Origin of the sequence: Microbacterium esteraromaticum (assembly GCF_016907315.1) — a bacterium.
GTDB lineage: Bacteria > Actinomycetota > Actinomycetes > Actinomycetales > Microbacteriaceae > Microbacterium > Microbacterium esteraromaticum.
This window is the reverse complement of the sequence record NZ_JAFBBS010000001.1, coordinates 1,827,746-1,847,959: the sequence shown is the minus strand read 5'-3', so window position 1 is coordinate 1,847,959 and position 20,214 is coordinate 1,827,746. Positions and strand designations below refer to the sequence as shown.

The following is a 20,214-nucleotide window of genomic DNA, read 5'->3' as shown; positions in this document are numbered from 1 at the left end:
CGAGCGTAGGCGACGGGTCGGACATTCCGGCTGGCTCGCACAGAGATTCCCGGTCCACGACTCCGGTTCGGAGCCGCCCGCGCAGCGGATTGGCTGCGCGGCGCGCAGCCTGGTTCGCGATCACGCCGACTGCCTGCCGAACTCCTCGAGCAGCCGCAGCCAGATCTCGCTCATCGTCGGATACGCCGGCACGGCGTGCCAGAGCCGGCTGATCGGCACCTCGCCCGCGACGGCGATCGTCGCCGCCTGCAGCATCTCGGCGACGTCGGCACCTACGAAGGTCGCGCCGACGACCACCTCGCGCTCGGTGTCGACCACCATCCGCGCCTGCCCCTGGTAGCCGTCGGCATGCAGCCCGGCGCCCGAGACCCAGCCGAGGTCGTAGTCGACCACCTCGACCTCACGGCCGGACTCGCGCGCGGCATCCGCCGTCAGCCCGACCGAGGCGACCTCGGGCTCGCTGAACACGACCTGCGGCACTGCGGCGTGATCGGCCGTCGCGACATGACGGCCCCACGGGCCGTCTGCGACGACCTCGCCGCGCGAGCGGGCCGCGATCACATCGCCGGCGGCACGCGCCTGGTACTTGCCCTGGTGCGTGAGCAGTGCCCGGCCGTTGACGTCGCCGACCGCGTACAGCCAGTCGCTGCCCGGCACGCGCATCGTGTCGTCGACCTCGATCGACCGGCCAGGCTCGAGCCCCGCGACCTCGAGCCCGATGTCGGCGCTGCGCGGACGGCGCCCCGTCGCCACCAGCACCTCCGCCGCCGTGATCTCGTCGCCGCCGTCGAGAGTCAGCGTGACCCGGTCGCCTTCGCGCCGCACGGAGGACGTGCTGCTGTTCAGCCGCACGTCGACGCCCAGGCCGCGAAGCCCCTCGACGACCCGCTCTCCGGCGAACGGCTCCATGCGCTCGAGCAGTCCGTGCCTGGCGATCAGCGTCACCGCCGAACCGAGCCCCGCGTAGACCGTAGCCATCTCGACGCCGACCACTCCGCCGCCGATGACCGCGAGCGATTCGGGCACGTGGTCCGCGCCTGTCGCCTCGCGGCTCGTCCACGGAGAGGCCTCGGCAAGACCCGGGATGCCCGGGATCACCGCATCCGACCCCGTCGCGATGGCCACAGCGTGCCTGGCCCGCAGCACCCGCTCGCCGTCCGCCGTCGTCACGGTGACCTCGCGTTCGGCGGTGAGCCGCCCGTGGCCCCGTACGAGGTCGATGCCCGCGTCTCGCAGCCAGGTCACCTGGCCGTCGTCAGACCAGTTCGAGACGAAGTCATCGCGTCGTGCCAGCACCTCGGCGGGCGTGATGGTACCGCCGTCGACGCCGCGCACGTGCTGCGCAGCACGCAGCGCCTGCATCGGCCGCAGCAGCGCCTTCGACGGGGTGCAGGCCCAGTACGAGCACTCGCCGCCGACGAGCTCGCTCTCGACGATCACGACGGTCAGCCCGCCCTGCACTGCTCGATCTGCCACGTTCTCGCCGACGGGGCCTGCGCCCAGGACGATGAGGTCGTATTCGTCGCTCATTCCGCCAGTCTCGCCGACGGAGCGGATCTCCGCCGGGGCTTGACACGCGATTCGCGGGTTCGCAACTCAGGAAGAACACGGCGGTCGGCGCCGCTTCCGGTCGGAATCAGCCCTTCGGGCCGCAGATCTCCTGAGTTGTGACCGACAGGCCGCGCGCACCTCAGCCAGTCACCCGCGCCTCAGCGCGCCGGGATGATCACGGTCGGCGTGGGCGCCTGGGTGACGTGGCGCACATCGCGCGGAGCGCCGGTGCGCTCGTCGAGGTCGACCACGCTGACCGTGCCCGACCGCTGCCCCGACACCAGCAGGGTGCCGTCGTAGACGAGGTGATGGCGCGGCCAGTCGACGCCCGCATCGGCGAGCGCGAGCGGCTCGAGCACCTCTCCTCCGCCGCGCACGCGCAGAGCCGCGAGGGTGTTGCTGCCGCGCAGCGCGGTGTACAGGGTGTCGCCGTCGCGCGACACGGCGAGCTCGGCCGGGAAGTCGACGCCGACCTGCGCGATCGGCGATGCGGGGGTAGCCGAGACGAGCCCCCAGCTGCCGTCTCGGGCGGATGCCAGGGTGAACACCTCGCACGAGTACTCGGTCACCACGTGCAGGTGGCCACTGGGGTGCAGCACCATGTGCCTGGGGCCCGTTCCCCGTGGCAGCACGACCTCGTGGTCGAGTGCGAGCGCCTGCCCCGACGCGCGCCAGATGCGCACCAGATCGAACCCGAGGTCGGTTGTGGCGATGCGCCCGTCGCGCAGGAACACGGCGGCGTGCGCGTGCGACTGGCGCGGTTCATCGCCCGTGGGCGTGGGGTGCGGGTCGCGGGCGCGCTGCGGATCGGCATCCGCACCGTCCGCCGCATCCGTCTCCCCGAAGAGCGCGGCGCGCAGAGCCGCCGCCTTGTCGACCCCGGCGGGAACCAGCGCGCCGTCGTCGGCGATGCCGAAGCGCACGACTCGCCCGTCGCCGTAGCAGCTGGCGACGAGCATCCGTCCTCCGGGCGAGACCGAGAGGTGACAGACCCCGTCGCCGGCACGCAGAGGCCGGCCGAGTGGGCGCAGCTCGCTTTCGCCCGAGCGCGCGAACGCCTGCACAGTGCCCTCGCCCTCGAGTGCGGCGTAGACGACGTCGAGCGTGGGGTGCGCTGCGAGCCACGAGGCGGATGCCACGCCTGCCGCGACCCCGCGGTACCTGAGCGTCGACGGTCCGCGGCCGTCATCGACCGACAGGAGGCCGATGCCCTCGGCATCCCCGTCCATGTCGGCACCGTACCCGCCGACCCAGAAGCGCGTCATGCGTCGTCCTCTCCGCTCGCCGAGCTCACCACTTCGCGTCGGATGCACCACTTCCCGACATCGGCAGGTGGTGCGCTCGACGGCAAGTGGTGCATTCCGCGAACCGAGCCCGCTCAGTCGATCAGGTCGTGGCGCACGATGACCTGGTCACGGGCCGGACCCACGCCGATCACCGAGATGCGGGTGTTGCTCATCTTCTCCAGCGTCAGCACGTAGTCTCGCGCGTTCTGCGGCAGCTCGTCGAACGTGCGCGCCTTCGAGATGTCTTCGCTCCAGCCGGGGAACGATTCGTAGATCGGCTTGGCGTGGTGGAAGTCGGTCTGGTTGACGGGCACCTCGTCGAAGCGGGTGCCGTCGACGTCGTAGGCCACGCACACCGGGATCTGCTCGAGGCCGGTGAGCACGTCGAGCTTGGTGAGCACGATGTCGGTGATGCCGTTGACGCGGGTCGCGTAGCGGGTGATGGGGGCGTCGTACCAGCCCGTGCGGCGCTCGCGCCCGGTGGTGGTGCCGTACTCGCCGCCGGTCTTGCGCAGCCACTCGCCGACCTCGTCGTCGAGCTCGGTCGGGAACGGACCCGATCCGACGCGGGTGGTGTAGGCCTTCACGATGCCGACGATGCGGTCGAGGCGGTTGGGTCCGACGCCGGATCCGGATGCCGCGCCCGCGGCCGTCGCGGTCGACGAGGTCACGAAGGGATAGGTGCCGTGGTCGACGTCGAGCATGGTCGCCTGACCGGCCTCGAACACGACGACCTCGCCGCGGTTGAGCGCCTCGTCGACCAGGTGGCCGGTGTCGGCGACCATCGGGCGCAGCCGCTCGGTGTACCCGAGCAGGTCGTCGACGATCTCGTCGACGGTGATCGAGCGGCGGTTGAAGACCTTGACCAGCAGGTGGTTCTTCTGGTCGAGGGCGCCTTCGACCTTCTGGCGCAGGATGTTCTCGTCGAACAGGTCCTGCACGCGGATGCCGACGCGGTTGATCTTGTCGGCGTAGGCCGGGCCGATGCCGCGGCCGGTGGTGCCGATGCGGCGGTTGCCGAGGAAGCGCTCGGTGACCTTGTCGAGCGTGCGGTGGTACGCGGTGATGATGTGCGCGTTGGCGCTGATCTTCAGACGCGACGTGTCGACGCCGCGCGCGTCGAGCGCGTCGAGCTCCTGGAAGAGCACGGCCAGGTCGACCACGACGCCGTTGCCGATCACGGCGTTGACGCCGGGGCTCAGGATGCCGGACGGCAGCAGGTGCAGCGCGTACTTCTCGTCGCCGATGACGACGGTGTGGCCGGCGTTGTTGCCGCCGTTGAACTTGACCACCCAGTCGGTGCGCTCACCGAGAAGGTCGGTGGCCTTGCCCTTGCCCTCGTCGCCCCACTGGACGCCGACGATCACGATTCCTGGCATGCGTGTACCCCCTGGTGCTGCACGCTTTCGCCGGGTTTGCACCGGCAGATGAGCTGGCCCTGATCGGGCGAGACCATCCTATCGGAGAGCCCTTTCAGGGCATCCGGGCGGGTCTGCGCGTGACGCGCCGCCGCGTCCGCCGCGGCCGGGTGGCAGGAATGCGACGGATGCTGTCGCTGAGCGTGCTCGCCCGATGTCGGCGGCACCTGCGACGATCGGAGCATGCCCGCATCCACCGACCCCGTCACCCGCGTCGCGCCCTCCGGGGCGCCACGGTCGAGCGGACCGCTCGTGCTGCTCGCCGCGCTCGTGACGGTCGTTCTCTGGGCATCCGCGTTCATCGGCATCCGCGGCGCCGGTCCGCATTACGAGCCGGGTGCGCTCGCGCTGCTGAGAATGGCGGTCGGCACGGCCGTGCTCACGCTCATCGCGCTGCGCCGCGGCATCCGGCTTCCCGAGCGACGGCACTGGTGGCTGGTGGCGGTCTGGGGGGTCGGCTGGTTCTGCGTCTACAACCTCGCGCTCAACGCCGCCGAGCTCACGCTCGATGCGGGAACGGCCGCGATGGTCGTCAACCTCGCGCCTCTCATGGTGGTCGTGTTCAGCGGCCTGTTCCTTCGCGAAGGCTTCCCCCGTCCGCTGATCATCGGTGCGCCGATCGCCTTCGTCGGCGTCGTGCTGATCGGGATGAACTCGCGGACGGATGCCGGGGTCGACGTCACCGGGCTGCTGCTGGCGCTGCTCGCGGCGGTCATGTACGCGGGGTGCACGCTGCTGCAGAAGCACCTGCTCACCTCGGGCGCCGACTCGACCACGCTCACCTGGCTCGGCGCCGCCGCGGGAACCGTCGCGCTGCTGCCGTGGACGGGGCGCCTCGTCGTGGCGCTGCACACCGCACCGGTCGACGCGACGCTGTGGGTGGTCTACCTCGGCATCTTCCCCACCGCCATCGCCTTCACCACCTGGGCGTACGTGCTGCAGCGCAGCTCTGCCGGCCAGACTTCGGCGACGACCTACGTCGTGCCGGCGATCGCGATCCTGCTGTCGTGGATGATCCTCGGCGAGGTGCCTACCCCGCTGATGCTGCTCGGCGGTGCGCTGTGCCTGCTGGGAGTGCTCGTGACCCGCACCCGCTGGCGTCGGCGCACCTGACCGCTCGCGGCTGCTGGTCGCTAGAGTTCGAGCATGACGACCTGGTGGCCGTGGGCTCGGCTCACAGCATCCCTCCTCGGATTCGCCGCGATCATCGCCCAGCTGACTCGCACCCTGACCAACGCCGCGCAGTCGACGACGGAATGGGGGTCGCACCTGCCCACCGTCGCGGTGAACTTCTTCAGCTTCTTCACCGTGCTCTCGAATCTCGCGGCCGCGATCATGCTGCTCGTCGCCGCCGTCTGGGCGTGGACCTCGGGCCGGGAGGTCACTCGCGAGCCCCGCTGGCTCGCCGTCATGCTCGCCTGCGTCGCGACGTACATGATCACGACCGGCATCGTGTACAACGTGCTGCTGAGGGGCATCGAGCTGCCGCAGGGTTCGACGGTGCCGTGGTCGAACGAGGTGCTGCACGTCGTCATCCCGCTGTTCCTGCTGGTTGATGTGCTGCTCGCGCCGAAGCGCCGGATGCTGAGCTGGCCCGCCCTCGGGGTCATCGCGGCGTTCCCGATCGCCTGGGCGATCTACACCCTGATGCGCGCGAACCTCGTGACCTCACCGGGCAGCGGCGCCCCGTACTGGTATCCGTATCCGTTCCTCGACCCGCACCTCACTCCCGGCGGCTACCTCGGGGTCGCCGGCTACATCGTCGGCATCGCCGTGGCGATCATCGCCGTCGGCGCCGGGGTGATCTGGTGGTCTCGCCGCCGCGCCGAGGCCCGCGCGTCTCGCTGACGCCAGGCTTCGCGGGTTGCGCCGGCCCGCCCGAGAGGTCACAAAAGCACCGGAAGCGCGCCGTAGCGGTGCCTTTTCGACCTCTCGGCCGCGCAACCCGGCGGAGCCGGCCCACTCGGGAAGCGTCAGGCCCTGCGAGACGCTAGGCCACCCGGGAGCAGGTGCCCGTCACGTCACCGGCGACCGAGTTGCCGTCGCCGTTCGCCTGCACGCCGTCGGCGCAGAGCAGGTCGCCGCCGACGGAGTTCTTCACCAGCGTCGCGCTGCGGACGCCGGCGATGTTCAGGGTGCCGCCGATCGTCGAGAGCGTGACGACGGCGCCGCCGTGCGCATCCACCGTGAGGTCGGGAGCGGATGCCGAAGGCGAGGCATCCGGTGCCGTCTCATCGGCGGCCGGTGCCGCGCAGCCGACGAGTCCGAGAGTCAGAAGGGCAGTAAGGGCGAGAGCAGGGGTGAGGCGGGGCATCCCTCCATCCTCTCGCGCAGGAGCTGGGCGGTTACCCTTGACCGGGGGTCTTCGGTCGTCGACGCATCCCTGAGGCGCACGAGGAGTGAGAGATGTCTGAGTTCCCGATTTCCGAGTCGACCTCATCGGCGCCGCCCCCGCCGCCCCTGCCCGCTGCGCCCGCCGGCGCAGCGCCGCTCTCGAACGACGACCTCGCCCGCGCACAGCGCATCCTCACCGTCATCTCCGACTCGTACGCGACGAAGATGGTCGGGCAGGATCGCCTGCGGATGAGCCTGCTGGTCGCGCTGATCGCGGGCGGGCACATCCTGCTCGAATCGGTGCCCGGGCTCGCGAAGACGACCGCCGCGAGCACCCTCGCCGACACGGTGAAGGCGAGCTTCAAGCGCATCCAGTGCACTCCCGACCTGCTGCCGAGCGACATCACCGGCAGCCAGATCTACGACGCCGCGACGGGCAGCTTCCGCACGGTGCTCGGCCCTGTGCACGCGAACTTCGTGCTGCTCGACGAGATCAACCGCTCGAGCGCCAAGACCCAGTCGGCGATGCTCGAGGCGATGCAGGAGCGCCAGACGACGATCGGCGGCGAGGTGCATCCGCTTCCCCGGCCGTTCCTGGTCATCGCGACGCAGAACCCGATCGAGCAGGAGGGCACGTACGAGCTGCCCGAGGCGCAGATGGACCGCTTCCTTCTGAAGGCGATCGTCGAGTATCCGAGCCCCGCCGAGGAGTTCGAGATCCTCAACCGCATCGACTCCGGCGCGCTCGACCCCGACCGGCACGTGCCCGGCGCGATCAGCCTCGATGACGTGCACGACCTGCAGGACATCGCGTCGCGCGTGTACATCGACCCCGCGATCCGCAACTACATCGTTCAGCTGGCCTACGTGACCCGCAACCCGGCGCCGTACATCGGCGAGGAGCGCGCCCGGTTCATCAAGTACGGAGCGAGCCCACGCGCGAGCATCGCGTTCCTGCAGGCGTCGCGGGCCCTTGCTCTGCTCAACGGGCGCACGCACGTGCTGCCCGAGGACGTGCGGTCGCTCCGCCACCTCGTGCTGCGTCACCGCGTGCTGCTGACGTTCGAGGCCGATGCCGAGGGCGTGCGCAGCGAAGACATCATCGACGAGATCTTCGCGTCGGTCCCCACGCCGTAACCTGCGCCATGCCCAGCCTGATCACCCAGGTGAAGAGCAAGCTCTTCATCCGCTCGTCGCAGAAGTCGATGCACGCGCTGGACGGCGCGTACGCATCGCTGCTGCGCGGGCGCAGCCTCGACTTCGAGGATCTGCGCCCCTACGAGTTCGGCGATCAGGTGCGCGACATCGACTGGCGGGCGACGGCGCGGCACGGCGAACCGCTCATCAAGCGGACCAAGGCGACACGCAAGCACACGGTGCTCTTCCTCGTCGATTCCGGTCGCGGCATGAAGGCCCTTGCCGAAGACGAGCAGAGCAAACGAGATCTCGTCGTGCTGCTGACCGGCGCCCTCGGCTTCCTCACCGTGCGGCACGGCGACGACTTCTCGGTGGTCTACGGCGACAGCGCCCGCGTACGACGGCTGGCGACCGGCAGCAGCGAGGGCGCGCTCGAGCACGCGCTGCGCACGATCAGCTCGGCGATCGACGAGGCGACCGCGATGGGCGACCGTGACGCCCTGCTGCGCTACGCCGCGCGCAACATCTCGCGCCGCATGATCGTGGTGCTCATCACCGACGAGGCTCCGATGACCGGCGAGACCGAGGGGCTGCTGCGACGGCTCAAGGTGCAGCACGATGTGCTGTGGCTGACCGTCCGCGACGCCGACCCCGTGATCCGCCCGGGCTCGGGCGGCACGCACCGGCGCGACATCGACAGCGACTGGCTGATCCCCGACTTCGTGCACGGCGACGTCGACGTGATGGCCGAGCTCGCCGCCGACGAAGCGGCGCACACCGCCCGGCGCGACGCGGCGCTGCGCCGGCTCGAGATCACGCACGCCGAGTTCGGTGGCCAGGTGTCGGGGGTTCCGGCGCTGCTCGCGATGCTCAACAGGAGGTCGCATGCCCGCTCCTGACGAGCTCTATCCGCCCGCGCAGTACGGCTGGGGATGGCTGGTGCTGGCCATCGGCATCCTGCTGCTGCTCGCCGCCGCGGCCTGGCTGCTGATCTTCCTCACGCGGCCGAAGCGGAGCATCCATCTCGCAGGGGAGACGACGTTCACCCCGCCGACCGCGGCGGTGCTCGACCAGCTGCGCGGCGAGTATCTCGCTGATGTGCAGCGCATCGAAGATGCATACCGTTCGGGGAATATTCCTCCTCGGCAGGCCAACCTCGAGCTCAGCCGCGTGGTGCGCGCGTTCGTCAACGAGTATTCGGGGCTCGAGGCGCCGGTGCTCTCGCTCGACGATCTCGTCGCCCGCGGTGTCGACCCGGCACTCATCGACGCGATCCGCCGGCACTACTATCCGAGCATCTTCCAGCGCGGCCCGGCGATCGATCCGATCTACGGTGCCGAGGCCGCCCGAAAGGTGGTCACGACATGGCACTGAGCATGTGGTGGATGCTGCTGGTCGCCCTCGGCGCGCTCGTCGCGGCGATCGTGATCGGGGTGCTGCTCGGCATCCGCTCTCGCGATCGGCGCGACGACCGACCGGCAGCTCTCGTCTCACGAGCCGAGCGGCTGCGGGCGCTGCCGTCATTCCGCACTGCGGTGCGGCGACGGATGACGCTGCTGTCTGCCATCGTCGCCCTCGGTGCCGTCGCAGTGCTGCTCGGCGGCGTGGTGGCTGCGCGCCCGATGGCGCCGAAGACCGTGCAGCCGGTCAACACGAGCCGCGACATCATGCTCTGCCTCGACGTGTCCGGATCGATGTCGGAGGTCGACGTCGAGGTGCTGAGCGTCTTCGAAGAGCTGCTGAAGGGCTTCGAGGGCGAGCGGATCGGGCTCACGATCTTCAACAGCTCGCCCGTGCAGGTCTTCCCGCTCACCGACGACTACACCTTCGTGCGTGAGCAGCTGCAGAACGTGCGCGGCAGCTTCGACTACGGCGACGAGACGCCGGAGCACTGGGTCGGCACGCTCAACGGACCTGGTGCCTCGCTGATCGGCGACGGCCTCGCCGCGTGCACCATGCGCTTCGACCATCAGGACGACGAGCGCAGCCGGTCGGTGATCCTCGCGACCGACAACGAGCTCGCCGGCGCCTCGATCCTCACGATCGAAGAGGCCGCCCAGTATGCGAAGTCGAAGAGGGTGCGGGTCTTCGCGCTCAACCCCGTGCAGGGCAAGGACGCGCAGGTCAGCGCTCAGCTCTCGGATGCGGCCGCGCTCACGGGAGGGCAGTCGTACGCCCTGCGCGACACGACGACCGTCGGCGACATCATCTCCGAGATCCAGAAGCAGGAGGCGACGGCTCTCAAGGGGCAGGCGCAGGTGGTGCTCGTCGACAGCCCGAACCTGTGGATCGCCCTGATGCTCGTCACCGTGCTCGGGTTCATCGTCCTGCTGGTCTTCGTGCGAGACGCCGGACGGGTGCGCGACACCCGAAGCGCCCCGGATGCCGGAAGGGGGCGCGCGTGATCTTCCAGCCCGTTCTGCATCCGATCCTGCTCGCGCTGCTCTGCGCAGTGCCGGCGTTCTTCGTGATCCGCGCTCTCGTGAAGGGCCCCTCGCGCGGTCTCTGGGCGCTTCGCCTCGGCATGATCGTCGTCGTCTTCGCGATGCTGCTGCGCCCTGGAATTCCCGGAGGCACCTCTCAGACGCTCGCGACCGACACCGATGTCGTGATCGTCGTCGACACGACCGCGAGCATCGTCGCCGAGGACTGGGCCGGCGACCGGCCGCGCATCGACGGCGTGCGCGCCGACGTGCAGGCGATCGTCAACGAGTACCCCGGCGCTCGTTTCGCGCTGATCAGCTTCGACGCGGCGGCGCAGCTGCGCCTGCCGCTGACGACCGATGCCACGGCGCTCATGTCGTCGCTCGACGTGATGCGCCCCGAGGTGACGGATCAGTCGCGCGGTTCGTCGATCGGCATCGCGAACCGGATGCTGGCCGACACCCTCTCGGCGGCGGCCAAGGCGTCGCCCGAACGGGCGCGCATGGTGTTCTACCTCGGTGACGGCGAGCAGACGGCCTCGAGCGAGCCGGAGTCGTTCGCGTCGAGCGCGAAGTACGTCGACGGCGGCGCCGTGCTCGGCTACGGCACGACGGACGGCGGCCCGATGAAGAAGACGACCGGCGCCGGCGCCGCAGCCGGCGAGTACATCGAATACCAGGGCGAGCCCGCGATGTCGGTGATCGACGAGGACAATCTGCGCCAGGTGTCTGAGCAGCTCGGCATCGAGTATCAGCAGCGGGCTGCGGATGCCGAGATCGAGCTGCCGGAGGCACCGACGAGCACCACCGATTACGCGGCCTCGGGAGAGGTCGGCAACGTCATCGAGCTGTACTGGATCGCGGCTCTCGCTCTGATCGCCCTGCTGGCCGTGGAGGTGGCCATCGCGACGATGTCGATCGTGAGGCTGCGCGGCCTCTCGACCTCGACCAGGCGCGTGAAGGAGGCGAGCTCATGACGTCCCCCACGCACGCCGACGCCGCGGCGGCCCTGCTCGCCGTGAATCGCCGGCGCCGCAGTATCCGGCGCTGGATCGCGATCGCGACCCTGCCTCTCACTCTCGCCGCACTGCTGCTCGTCGTGAAGCTGCTCAGCATGTACGCATTCGCGCATACGTCGATCAGCTCGTTCGTCTCGGGGGAGTACGCCAAGTCGGAGTCGGCCGCGCGGGGCCAGGACGTGCTCAACTGGTTCGAGCCGGTGAGGGCGCCGTACAACATCGGCACCGCTCTCGCCGGCGCCGAAGAGCTGGCCGCCGCGCGTGCCGAGCTCGAGCGCGCGCTGCCGCTCGCGCAGGGCCTCGAGGTGTGCCCCGTGCTGATCAACCTGTCGCTCGTCGTCGAGCGTCAGGGCGACGCGGCGCAGGCCGGCGGCGACCCTGCCCAGGCGGCCGAGCTGTACGGCCAGGCGCTCGAGATCACCGTCGAGACGCCGGAGGAGTGCAGCAGCGACGAGGCGCAGCGGCAGTCGCCGCAGCCGGATCGCGACATGAGCGACACGCTCGACGAGAATCAGCAGCGTCAGCAGGAGAAGCAGCGGCAGAGCCAGCAGCCCCCGCCCGAGCAGCCGGAGCAGCCCGAGCAGGGCGAGGGCGAGCAGACCGAGACCCCGCAGGACAAGCTCGACGACATCGAAGACCGGCTGAACCAGGGTGCGCAGGAGCGCGAGGATCAGCTCGGCGACGGCCAGGGTGACGACGGCGAAGGCGGCGGAGGAACGGACAGGCCGTGGTAGATCGTCAGCGCAGCAGATACGTCGGCGGGGCCGAGGGCGCACCGCCCCTTCCGCCGCCCGGCGGGTACGCGGGCGCGGCCCGTGCACGGGGAGGGCTGGATGCCGCGGCCGGCCTGCCCCCGGCATCCGGAATCACCTACACCGACCCGACGAGCGACCGGAAGGCCGGCGTCAACGCGCTCGGCCTCGCGGCCATCTCGGTGACGGCGATCTTCACGGTGATCCTGCTGCTGCTCATGCTGGCCGGCGGCACCGACGCGCTCTACGGCGTGACGCTGCTCGTGCTGCAGCTGGCGATCGTCGGGGTGATCGTGGCGGCCATGCTGACCGTGAGGGGCCGGATGCTGGGCGCGATCGCCCTCGCCGTCTCGCTCGTCTTCAACGTCGCGACGGTGGGCGCGATGGGAGCGCTGCAGTCCGCGGTGAACCAGGCGTACGACGGCACCAAGTCCGAGCGGCAGCGGCATGAAGAGGCGTATCCGGGCGTGAAGGACCACTCGCCGCAGGATGCCCTCGCCGCCCCGTCGCTGGAAGAGGTGCAGGCCGAGGGCGATGCCCTCATGGCCGCGATCCGCGAGCGGGTCTCAGACCGCTTCGGCTACACGTGGGTGCAGAACGGCAAAGACGACGTCAGCCCCGAGCGCAACGGCTACGGCGGCGAGTCGATGCTGCGCAGGTACACGTCGGCCGTATGGACGACCGAGCAGCCGGTGCAGGACGACACGCGCAAGCGCGAGGTCATGCAGACGATCAGCGAGGTGCTCGTCGAGCGCGGCATGAGCGACCTGTACCCGCTGAACGAGATCGACACCGGCATCTCGCCCGACATGGTGGCGAAGCTGTACGGCTCGACCGAGCCCGCGCGGCAGCACACCTGGGAGTACTACAGCGACACCTTCCCCGACCCGCTGTACTTCTACGCGTACGCCTACGACCTGTCGAACGATCCGACCGGCGAGTTCCGCACCCAGCGCGAGGCGATCGCGAAGCAGACCGGCGAGCCGCTCGAGGGCATCCAGCTCGTCGTCTTCGCCCGCCGCGTGCTGCCCGAGGGCGACCGTGCCGAGTTCGAGAAGCGACTGCAGGAGTATCCGGGGTTCTGACGCGCGTGCGCTGCCACGGTGGTCGCTCTCTCCCGCGGCCGTTCAGCGAGCGAGCAAGCGAGCCGCATGCATTGATCCGCCCGTTATTCGAGTACACTTGTACTAACAAAACGAGGGGAGGCGTCGTGATCCTGACAGCGATCGTGATCTGCGAGGTCGCATTCTGGGTGGCAATCCTTACCGGACTCGCCGCGCGCTACGTCCTGCGCCGATCCCGACTCGGCGCCGCTCTTCTCGTGCTCGCGCCACTGATCGACGTGATCCTGCTCGGGCTCGTCGCGATCGATCTGCTCGGCGGCGGGACGGCCTCCTGGCAGCACGGGCTGGCCGCGATCTACATCGGCGTATCCGTCGCTTACGGCAAGCGCATGGTCGCCTGGGCCGACGTCCGCTTCCGGCACCGGTTCGCCGACGGGCCGCCGCCCGAGCGGCTCACCGGCGCCCGCTACACGGCGAAATGCTGGCGCGACGCGCTGCTCACCGCGGTCGCCATGGGCATCGCCGCCGCCATCCTCGGCGCCATCATCCTGCTCGTGGACGACGCTGAGCGCACCGCCGCACTGTCGAGCTACTTCGGCATCCTCGGCATCGTCCTCGCGATCGACCTCATCTGGGCACTGAGCTACACGGTGTGGCCGAAGCAGGCATCCGCCGCCCGGCCGACCACCGTTCCCGGAGCCTGACCGTGCCCCGGAGAATCGACGCCGAAGAGCGCACAGAGCAGATCGCGGCCGCGGCCCTGCGCGTGCTCGAGCGCGACGGCCTTGCCGGGCTCTCTGTGCGGGGCGTCGCCGCAGAGGCGGGTATCGCCGCAGCATCGCTGCGACGCGCGTTTCCCACGCAGCAGGCGCTGCGCGTGTACTGCCTGCAGCTCGTCGAGCAGCGGGCCGCGAGCAGGATCCTGGCGCTCGATCTCAGCGGCCGGCCGCTCGTCGATGCACTGCTCGCCCAGCTTCTTCCCCTTGACGCCGATCGACGCACCGAACTGCTCGCGCAGGTTCAACTCGGCGTCCTCGCCCTGACCGACGATGGTCTGCAGCCAGCCGCCATCGCGCTGAGCGCCGCCGTCGACCGGGCATGTGCGTCCGCCGTCGACATACTCTCCGACGCGGGGCAGCTCGGTCGCGGGCGCGACCCGGAGTATGAGGCGCGGCGACTGCGTGCACTCATCGACGGGATCGCGATGCATGGCCTTTGGAGGGGGCATCCGCAGGCCGCGACGCAGATGCTGGACACCCTCGGGCGTCACCTCGATGAGCTGGCGGACCCGCGAACCTGACGACCACCGCTCCTCGCGCGCTGCTGCGACTTCTTCACCGCTGAGTAGGCGCAGCGGTCACCTCTGCGCTCACATCAGGAGGTCCGTGATGACGATGTCACCCTAACCATCGCTATACATGAATCCACGGGGAGCCGTATATGGGACCAGCTCTTGGAACATGCACTTCCGGGGAGCATAGGGTGGATTCTTGCTCCTCATCTGCCGAATTCCGCTCACGAGATGAGGGGACGGCGGTTGGACACTAGCTTCTCAGCCGCGGCAGCCGCGAGACACTCAGATCAGCCCCAGGCCCTGGGCGTTCGCGATCGCCTCATCTCCGCTTCGGGCTCCCAGTTTGCGATAGAGCGTACTGATCTGTGACTTGACAGTGTTGAGGCTGACAATTTCAACGGTTGCGATCTCGCGACGTGAAGCACCCGCCTTTAGGTGGTTGATGATCACTCGTTCGCGGTCAGTAAGGGTTAGGGCCGCTATAAGTCGGAATGGGTATATCTCCGGCAAATCACGTTCACCCCAGGCATCGCGAATCCTGCCTCGACCCGGCTCGCCGTCGACTAGGTCGATAAGGGCAGTGACCACGGACCGAGGTACCGTGGCGAGCGGGTACAGCCGGCCATCGAATTTTCTAACCAGGTTGGCCGACGCTTCACGCGCCTTCTCATGTTCCCCCAGCCGATACCAGGACGCCGCCCGCAACACGAGGGCATCGTCGTCCACATATCGACTGTGAACGGAGGGTATTGCGTCGAGTTCGCCTATCGCCATCCGGAACTCACTGCGTATCGCTGCGGCTCGCGCACGGAGCAGGTGTGTCCAAGCACTGTCCCCTGACGTGGGCAAAAGGGCGATTGCACCGTCCACGTCCCCTTCCGCGAGCATGGCGTCGGCGCGCGCATTGCGCAGCAGGTGACTAATGTAACTCTCCGCAGGTATTGGCAGGCGACTCAGTGCGTCGATGTGGTGATTCGCCTGACGAGGGTGTCCCGTCAACATTAGCCATCGGCTGTACGCCCACTCCGAGTAGTGACCGAACTCGAAGTATCGAGTTGTGCTGGGCAGACGAGCCACAAGTCTGCCAGCTGCCTCGAGGTCGAGTCGGTCCAGCGCGATGATGAACTGGGCCAGGATCCGCACCCCGTCGCTCACGACCCGGAACCTGGCCGCTGTTTTGTGCTCTAGCTGCGGGTCGGTCATGGCGAGCCAATGCTCAGCGGCCACGGTCTCGCCGCTCAACGCGGCCAGTAGGGCAAGGTGTCTACCGACGAGGCGCTCCGTGCCTGGGGCATTCGGTTGACGCCACTGCCATGCCAGGAGATACAGGTCCTTTGCGCCGCTGAGATCGCCGGCGACGTGGTGGCTGATTCCCGCATGGAGGAAATACAACGAGGCGAACGACTCTGCCGGCGAACCGATCTGGTGGACTGCTTCGAGTACGGCAGATTCTGCGTCATCGACGATGGCGCACGCGTCTGCCGCAGCCCCCCGGAGACGCCGTGCGATGAATGCCACAGCGAGCCTATGCATCTCGAGGCGCGCTGCTTCACCGCCTGCCCGGATTCGCTCGAGGTCGAGCGACACGAGTTGACCGTGCAGCGACCTGACGCCCACGAATTCGTAGGCCGGCTTCAGTGCCGGGTGGGCGTCACGAACTGGCTCGGGGAGTAGCTCGAGCGCGCTAACAAGCAGCGGCAACTGGTCGGTGAAAGTCACCAGAGTGACGAAATGCCGCTCGATGATGACCGCAGCCTCATTCCATTTTTCCGCGTACAGCGCGTTCCCCAGCCCAAAGTCCCCCGCTGAGCCGATCCCCAAATCGTTGCCCATGGGGATGAGCATACGAACTCACCCGGGGTGAATCAGCGGGGATAGACCCCTCACGAAGGGCGAAAAGGCCCTTCGCCCTTCCCTGAGGCACGTCAAGATCGGAGAGCACTGCATCTCGTTCCGGAATCGGATGCAGCCGCACAATCACACATCGCCCCCCTCCCCAAAGCTCAGTTCGTACATGGAGGGCGACATCGTGTCTCATCGCGGCCGCATACCGGCCCTCATCGTGCTGCTCGCCGCCGTCGCCTTTGGCGTGGCGGCGTGTACGGGATCGACGCATCTGAAGCCTGTGCCTCCCGCTTCTGCGCCGGGCGAGCCGCTGCCGACAACAGCGGCCACACCGTCGCGACCGGCGATCCCGGAAGGACCCGCGGAGCAGATCGCCATTCTCTCCTCTGACCCTGGTCTTGCCATCGATGCAGCCGTCGGCCCTATGCCACGGGATTGCCGAGCCACCATCGAGCCGCCGCTTAGCGGTCCGAATCGAGGCGGTGTCTTCCAGTGCATGGACTTTGCACTGCCCAGCACTGACAGCTCAAGTCTGACGATCATCGCCGGGCACTCCGCGCCATCATTCGAGACCGTCTTCAACCGCCTGTATCCCCAAGGGAAGAAGCTCGTCGGTCGTGAGGTGCTGCTCCGCACGCAGACCAGTGGTTCTCATTGGCTGGTCTACCGGATCCAATCCGTCGACACTCCGCTGAAGACCGAACTGCCGTATCGCGCAGATATCTGGGGCGACGGTTCCACGTCGACGGCCGGTCGGCTCATCCTCGTCACCTGCCTGCAGAACGCCGACCGGAGTCCGTCGACGCACAACTTCATTGCCGTTGCTCAATTCGTGGAGGTGCGGTCATGAGGCGGGTTCGCAGCACGTGGATCGCGGTGGGAGCTCAGCCCACCCGGGTAACCGTACTGATCCCCGCACACAACGAAGGCAGAAGACAACGTTCCGAACATCACGGGAACGGCCGCGGAGCAGAAGAGCCATTGGCGCCCATCGTCGAGACGCTCGAAAGCCTGCGTCGGCAGTCACGCCTACCCGACCGGATCGTTGTCATCGCCGACAACTGCACCGATGACACGGCAACACTCGCTCGCGCTCACGGCGCCGACGTTTTCACGACCTCCGACAACTCCCACAAGAAGGCTGGAGCCTTGAACCAATGGCTCGACGCGAACCTTCCCGATCTTGACTACATCGATCACGTCCTCGTCATGGACGCCGACTCAACTCTCGCCCCGGACTTCATCGCCAACGCCCTCCGACACCGAGCCCAGGGATACCACGCCGTCGGCGGAGTGTTCCTCGGCAAAGACGGCGGCGGCTTCGTAGGGATGCTTCAGCGCAATGAATACGCCCGTTACGCCCGCGACGTGGAGCGCAAGCAGGGCCAAACACTCGTCCTCACGGGGACAGCAACTCTCTTCTCCGCAATCTGCCTCAAAGACGTCATCGCCGCCAGGGAATCCGGCCGTATCCCCGGCACTGGCGAGATCTCGCACGTCTACGACACGAAAGCGCTCACTGAAGACAACGAGCTCACTTTCGCAATCCAGCACATCGGGTACAAGATCATCGCCCCGCCGTCGTGTGCTCTCAAGACCGAGGTCATGGAATCGTGGGGAGACCTATGGCGTCAGCGCTACCGCTGGAAGCGCGGCGCCATCGAGAACAACTGGCACTACGGCCTCACCCGCTATACGGCCAAGCACTGGTTCCTCCAGATCTGGGGACTCATCGGCATCCTCGCAACGGCGATCTATCTCTCAACCCTGGTGGCTGCGTTCGTGACAGGTGCTGTCTATCTGCACTGGATCTGGATGGCCGTCACTCTCATCTTCGTCTTCGAGCGGGCCATCACGGTTTCCCGCCGGGGGTGGAAACAGGTACTGCTCGCTGGCGTACTCATCATCGAGATGCCCTACGACCTGTACCTGCAGCTAATCCATTTGTGGGCGCTCTCGGCCTCCGTGCTACGAACGCGCGCGACATGGTAACCGACCATCACATCGAAAGGGAAATATGAACATCTACGGACCCTCAGCAGCAACCGGACTCGGTGCAGCCAGCGCCGGCGGAGCCGCAATCTTCGGTGCAGATAACCCGATCTTCGTCGGGCTCGCTGTCTTCACCTTGATCGGCGCCGCCCTTGCGGTCAAGCGCATCCTTCCCAAGAAGCGTGCGCAGGCGGCTGGTGTCACTGTGTGACATCGACCTCGATCGGTCGACCGTCCGGAACGGATGGTCGACCGATCTGGCCCATAGACCGATCCCGAGGGCTTGCGGCGAGGTCTCGCCCACGTCGCAAGCCCTGCCGTCGCTGACGCGCACCTCTGTCGCGGCTGATCGAAAGTGGCCGCCGACGACGTCAGGTGGTAGCGCGCACCTCGGCCCGCCCGACCCAGATTCTTACGGCAGGTCCTCCACCGGAACGTGCTCGTCCCCGGGCAGCTCCGGCTCGTCGATCGGCTTGAGGTCTTCGACCGCCGGGCCCTCCAGCAGCGTGCCGTCGGCGGCGAAGCGAGAGCCGTGCAGCGGGCAGTCCCACGAACGCTCGGCACTGTTCCACGAGACGATGCCACCCAGGTGCGTGCAGACGGCCGACATCCTGCACGTCACGCCGTCGACGGTCGAGACCGCGGCCGGCTCCTTGTCCTCCGCACCGACGACGCCTTCGCCCTCGGCGGGCGGCTCGTCGGGCAGCGGGCGCAGGCTTCCCGCCCATCCGGATGCCAGTTCGCCCGCCACCTGTACATTCGCGACGACGCTGTTCGCGACGTCCTTCGGCAGGGTGATCCGGTGGTGCAGGGTCTGCGCCCACGAGATGTTCCCGTCGAGGATGTCGGCGGTCATGCTCAGCGCCGCGGCGACCCCGTTGGTCATGCCCCACTTGTTGTAGCCGGTGGCGAGCGCGACGTGCTTGCCGGTGCGCGGCATCCAGCCGACGAAGGGAACCAGGTTCATCGACTGGTAGTCCTGCGCCGACCAGGCGTGGGTACGCACCGCACCGGGGAAGTGCTGCTGGGTCCACTGCTCGAGGTCGTCAACGAGTCGCTGCGTGTCGTCTTCCCGTCCGACGACGTGGCCGTTGCCGCCCACCAGCAGGCGGTTCTCTCCGCCCACCGGTGCCGTGCGCAGCGACCGCCCTGGCGAGTCGATCGAGAGATACATGCCCTGCGGCAGCTCCCCCGGCACCCGGTACGCCTGAGCGTACGAGCGCATCGGCTTCACCTTGGCGAAGTACAGGCCGCGATCGAGGATCGGGATGCCCGTGGCCAGCACCACCGTGCCCGCCCACACCTCACCGAGCGAGGTCGTGACTTTGCTCGGCTCGCCGGTCTCGACGTCTTTCACCCTGGCACCCTCGATGATCACACCACCGCGCTCGCGCAGATCCGCGGCGAGCGCACGCAGCACGTCCATGGGATCGAACTGGGCCTGGTCGCGCAGGCGCAGGCCGCCGTGCGTCTCGAAGGGTAGGTCGAGGGTGTGCAGTCTCTCGACCTCGAGGCCGGCTTTGCGACACGCCTCGTACTCGGCATCCAGCTTCTTCACGCCGTCCGGGGTCGAGGCGTAGGTGAACGCGTCGCGGTGCTGAACCGCGACGCCGTGCTCTTCGAGGTAGCGCAGCAGCCACGCCTGGCCCTCGCGGTTGCCCTCGACATAGGCCTTGAGAACGTGGCTCGATCCGCGCGACAGGATGCCCGAGAGCACGCTGCCCTGCAGCAGGCTCAGCTTCGCAGTCGTGTGCCCCGTCGACACGGCTCCCACGAACCTGGCCTCGAGCACCGCGACCGAGAGTCCGGCGCGGGCCAGCAGCAGAGCGGTGGTGAGGCCGGTGATGCCGGCTCCGGCGATGACCGCGTCGTAATGCGCGCCGGATTCGAAGGTGTCTGACGTGATGCGCTCACGCTGGTCGTCGAGCCACAGGGAGGTCACGATGTTCTCCTTCGCTGGAGGCGGGTGCCGCGGGGGCGGAGTGGCTCACCAGTACATCGTGATCGTGCGGGCGGCGAAGGGGGCTTGACATCTTCGCCACCCGGGCGGGCGCTGGTGTCCTACGCTGGCATCTGGCCGCGCGCGGCGGCCCGCGACC

At 68.4% G+C, this 20,214-nt stretch carries 20 protein-coding genes; 14 read left to right on the top strand and 6 right to left on the bottom strand.

The window, feature by feature from the left end:
* Positions 1–120: 120 nt before the first annotated feature.
* From JOE67_RS08915 to JOE67_RS08905, 3 genes are all read right to left on the bottom strand, one after another.
* The gene (locus JOE67_RS08915) at positions 121–1,530 is read right to left on the bottom strand and encodes a dihydrolipoyl dehydrogenase family protein (protein WP_204975215.1); all 1,410 of its coding nucleotides are present in this window, start codon (positions 1,528–1,530) and stop codon (positions 121–123) included.
* Between the two features lie 179 nt (positions 1,531–1,709).
* Positions 1,710–2,816: a lactonase family protein gene (locus JOE67_RS08910; protein WP_204975213.1), complete on the bottom strand. Its 1,107-nt coding sequence runs from the start codon at positions 2,814–2,816 to the stop codon at positions 1,710–1,712.
* Between the two features lie 113 nt (positions 2,817–2,929).
* Complete coding sequence (locus JOE67_RS08905) at positions 2,930–4,216, bottom strand: adenylosuccinate synthase (protein ID WP_204975211.1); 1,287 nt, start codon at positions 4,214–4,216, stop codon at positions 2,930–2,932.
* 222 nt (positions 4,217–4,438) lie between these two features.
* On the opposite strand from JOE67_RS08905, the gene JOE67_RS08900 reads away from it, so the two are divergent.
* The gene (locus tag JOE67_RS08900) at positions 4,439–5,368 is read left to right on the top strand and encodes a DMT family transporter (RefSeq protein WP_204975208.1); all 930 of its coding nucleotides are present in this window, start codon (positions 4,439–4,441) and stop codon (positions 5,366–5,368) included.
* 33 nt (positions 5,369–5,401) lie between these two features.
* Entirely contained in the window at positions 5,402–6,103 is a 702-nt protein-coding gene (locus tag JOE67_RS08895) for a Pr6Pr family membrane protein (protein ID WP_204975207.1), read from the top strand.
* Between the two features lie 142 nt (positions 6,104–6,245).
* On the opposite strand, the gene JOE67_RS08890 is transcribed toward JOE67_RS08895, so the two are convergent.
* Positions 6,246–6,569: a hypothetical protein gene (locus JOE67_RS08890; RefSeq protein WP_204975206.1), complete on the bottom strand. Its 324-nt coding sequence runs from the start codon at positions 6,567–6,569 to the stop codon at positions 6,246–6,248.
* A 92-nt stretch (positions 6,570–6,661) separates the two neighbouring features.
* Between JOE67_RS08890 and JOE67_RS08885 the strand changes: the two genes are divergently transcribed.
* The 9 genes from JOE67_RS08885 to JOE67_RS08845 all read left to right on the top strand — a co-directional run bounded on the left by JOE67_RS08885 (position 6,662) and on the right by JOE67_RS08845 (position 14,284).
* A complete protein-coding gene (locus tag JOE67_RS08885; protein WP_204975205.1) occupies positions 6,662–7,726 on the top strand; it encodes an AAA family ATPase in 1,065 nt (354 codons plus the stop codon).
* Between the two features lie 8 nt (positions 7,727–7,734).
* A complete protein-coding gene (locus JOE67_RS08880; protein ID WP_204975204.1) occupies positions 7,735–8,625 on the top strand; it encodes a DUF58 domain-containing protein in 891 nt (296 codons plus the stop codon).
* On the top strand, positions 8,612–9,100 hold the full coding sequence (locus JOE67_RS08875) for a hypothetical protein (protein WP_204975203.1): 489 nt from the start codon (positions 8,612–8,614) through the stop codon (positions 9,098–9,100). The genes JOE67_RS08880 and JOE67_RS08875 overlap by 14 nt, the downstream gene beginning before the upstream one ends.
* Positions 9,091–10,131 (top strand): VWA domain-containing protein, encoded by a 1,041-nt coding sequence (locus JOE67_RS08870; RefSeq protein WP_239528055.1) that lies wholly within the window; start codon positions 9,091–9,093, stop codon positions 10,129–10,131. Before JOE67_RS08875 ends, JOE67_RS08870 begins: the two co-directional genes overlap by 10 nt.
* Positions 10,128–11,126: a VWA domain-containing protein gene (locus JOE67_RS08865; RefSeq protein ID WP_204975202.1), complete on the top strand. Its 999-nt coding sequence runs from the start codon at positions 10,128–10,130 to the stop codon at positions 11,124–11,126. Before JOE67_RS08870 ends, JOE67_RS08865 begins: the two co-directional genes overlap by 4 nt.
* The gene (locus tag JOE67_RS08860) at positions 11,123–11,902 is read left to right on the top strand and encodes a hypothetical protein (protein WP_204975201.1); all 780 of its coding nucleotides are present in this window, start codon (positions 11,123–11,125) and stop codon (positions 11,900–11,902) included. The genes JOE67_RS08865 and JOE67_RS08860 overlap by 4 nt, the downstream gene beginning before the upstream one ends.
* Positions 11,896–13,005, top strand: a complete 1,110-nt coding sequence (locus JOE67_RS08855) for a phage holin family protein (RefSeq protein ID WP_204975199.1) — start codon at positions 11,896–11,898, stop codon at positions 13,003–13,005. The genes JOE67_RS08860 and JOE67_RS08855 overlap by 7 nt, the downstream gene beginning before the upstream one ends.
* 125 nt (positions 13,006–13,130) lie before the next feature.
* Complete coding sequence (locus JOE67_RS08850) at positions 13,131–13,688, top strand: hypothetical protein (protein WP_204975197.1); 558 nt, start codon at positions 13,131–13,133, stop codon at positions 13,686–13,688.
* 2 nt (positions 13,689–13,690) lie between these two features.
* Entirely contained in the window at positions 13,691–14,284 is a 594-nt protein-coding gene (locus JOE67_RS08845; protein WP_204975195.1) for a TetR family transcriptional regulator C-terminal domain-containing protein, read from the top strand.
* A 276-nt stretch (positions 14,285–14,560) separates the two neighbouring features.
* Here the strand turns inward: JOE67_RS08845 and JOE67_RS08840 are convergent, their stop codons facing one another.
* Positions 14,561–16,111, bottom strand: coding sequence for a helix-turn-helix transcriptional regulator (locus tag JOE67_RS08840; RefSeq protein WP_204975193.1), 1,551 nt, complete (start codon positions 16,109–16,111; stop codon positions 14,561–14,563).
* 181 nt (positions 16,112–16,292) lie between these two features.
* On the opposite strand from JOE67_RS08840, the gene JOE67_RS08835 reads away from it, so the two are divergent.
* From JOE67_RS08835 to JOE67_RS08825, 3 genes are all read left to right on the top strand, one after another.
* Positions 16,293–16,973: a sortase family protein gene (locus tag JOE67_RS08835; protein ID WP_204975191.1), complete on the top strand. Its 681-nt coding sequence runs from the start codon at positions 16,293–16,295 to the stop codon at positions 16,971–16,973.
* 131 nt (positions 16,974–17,104) lie between these two features.
* The gene (locus JOE67_RS08830; RefSeq protein ID WP_338041545.1) at positions 17,105–18,115 is read left to right on the top strand and encodes a glycosyltransferase family 2 protein; all 1,011 of its coding nucleotides are present in this window, start codon (positions 17,105–17,107) and stop codon (positions 18,113–18,115) included.
* Positions 18,116–18,140: 25 nt separating this feature from the next.
* Complete coding sequence (locus tag JOE67_RS08825) at positions 18,141–18,326, top strand: hypothetical protein (protein ID WP_204975181.1); 186 nt, start codon at positions 18,141–18,143, stop codon at positions 18,324–18,326.
* A 201-nt stretch (positions 18,327–18,527) separates the two neighbouring features.
* Here JOE67_RS08825 and JOE67_RS08820 read toward each other — a convergent pair whose 3' ends face one another.
* Positions 18,528–20,057, bottom strand: a complete 1,530-nt coding sequence (locus JOE67_RS08820; protein ID WP_204975179.1) for an FAD-dependent oxidoreductase — start codon at positions 20,055–20,057, stop codon at positions 18,528–18,530.
* Between the last annotated feature and the right edge of the window lie 157 nt (positions 20,058–20,214).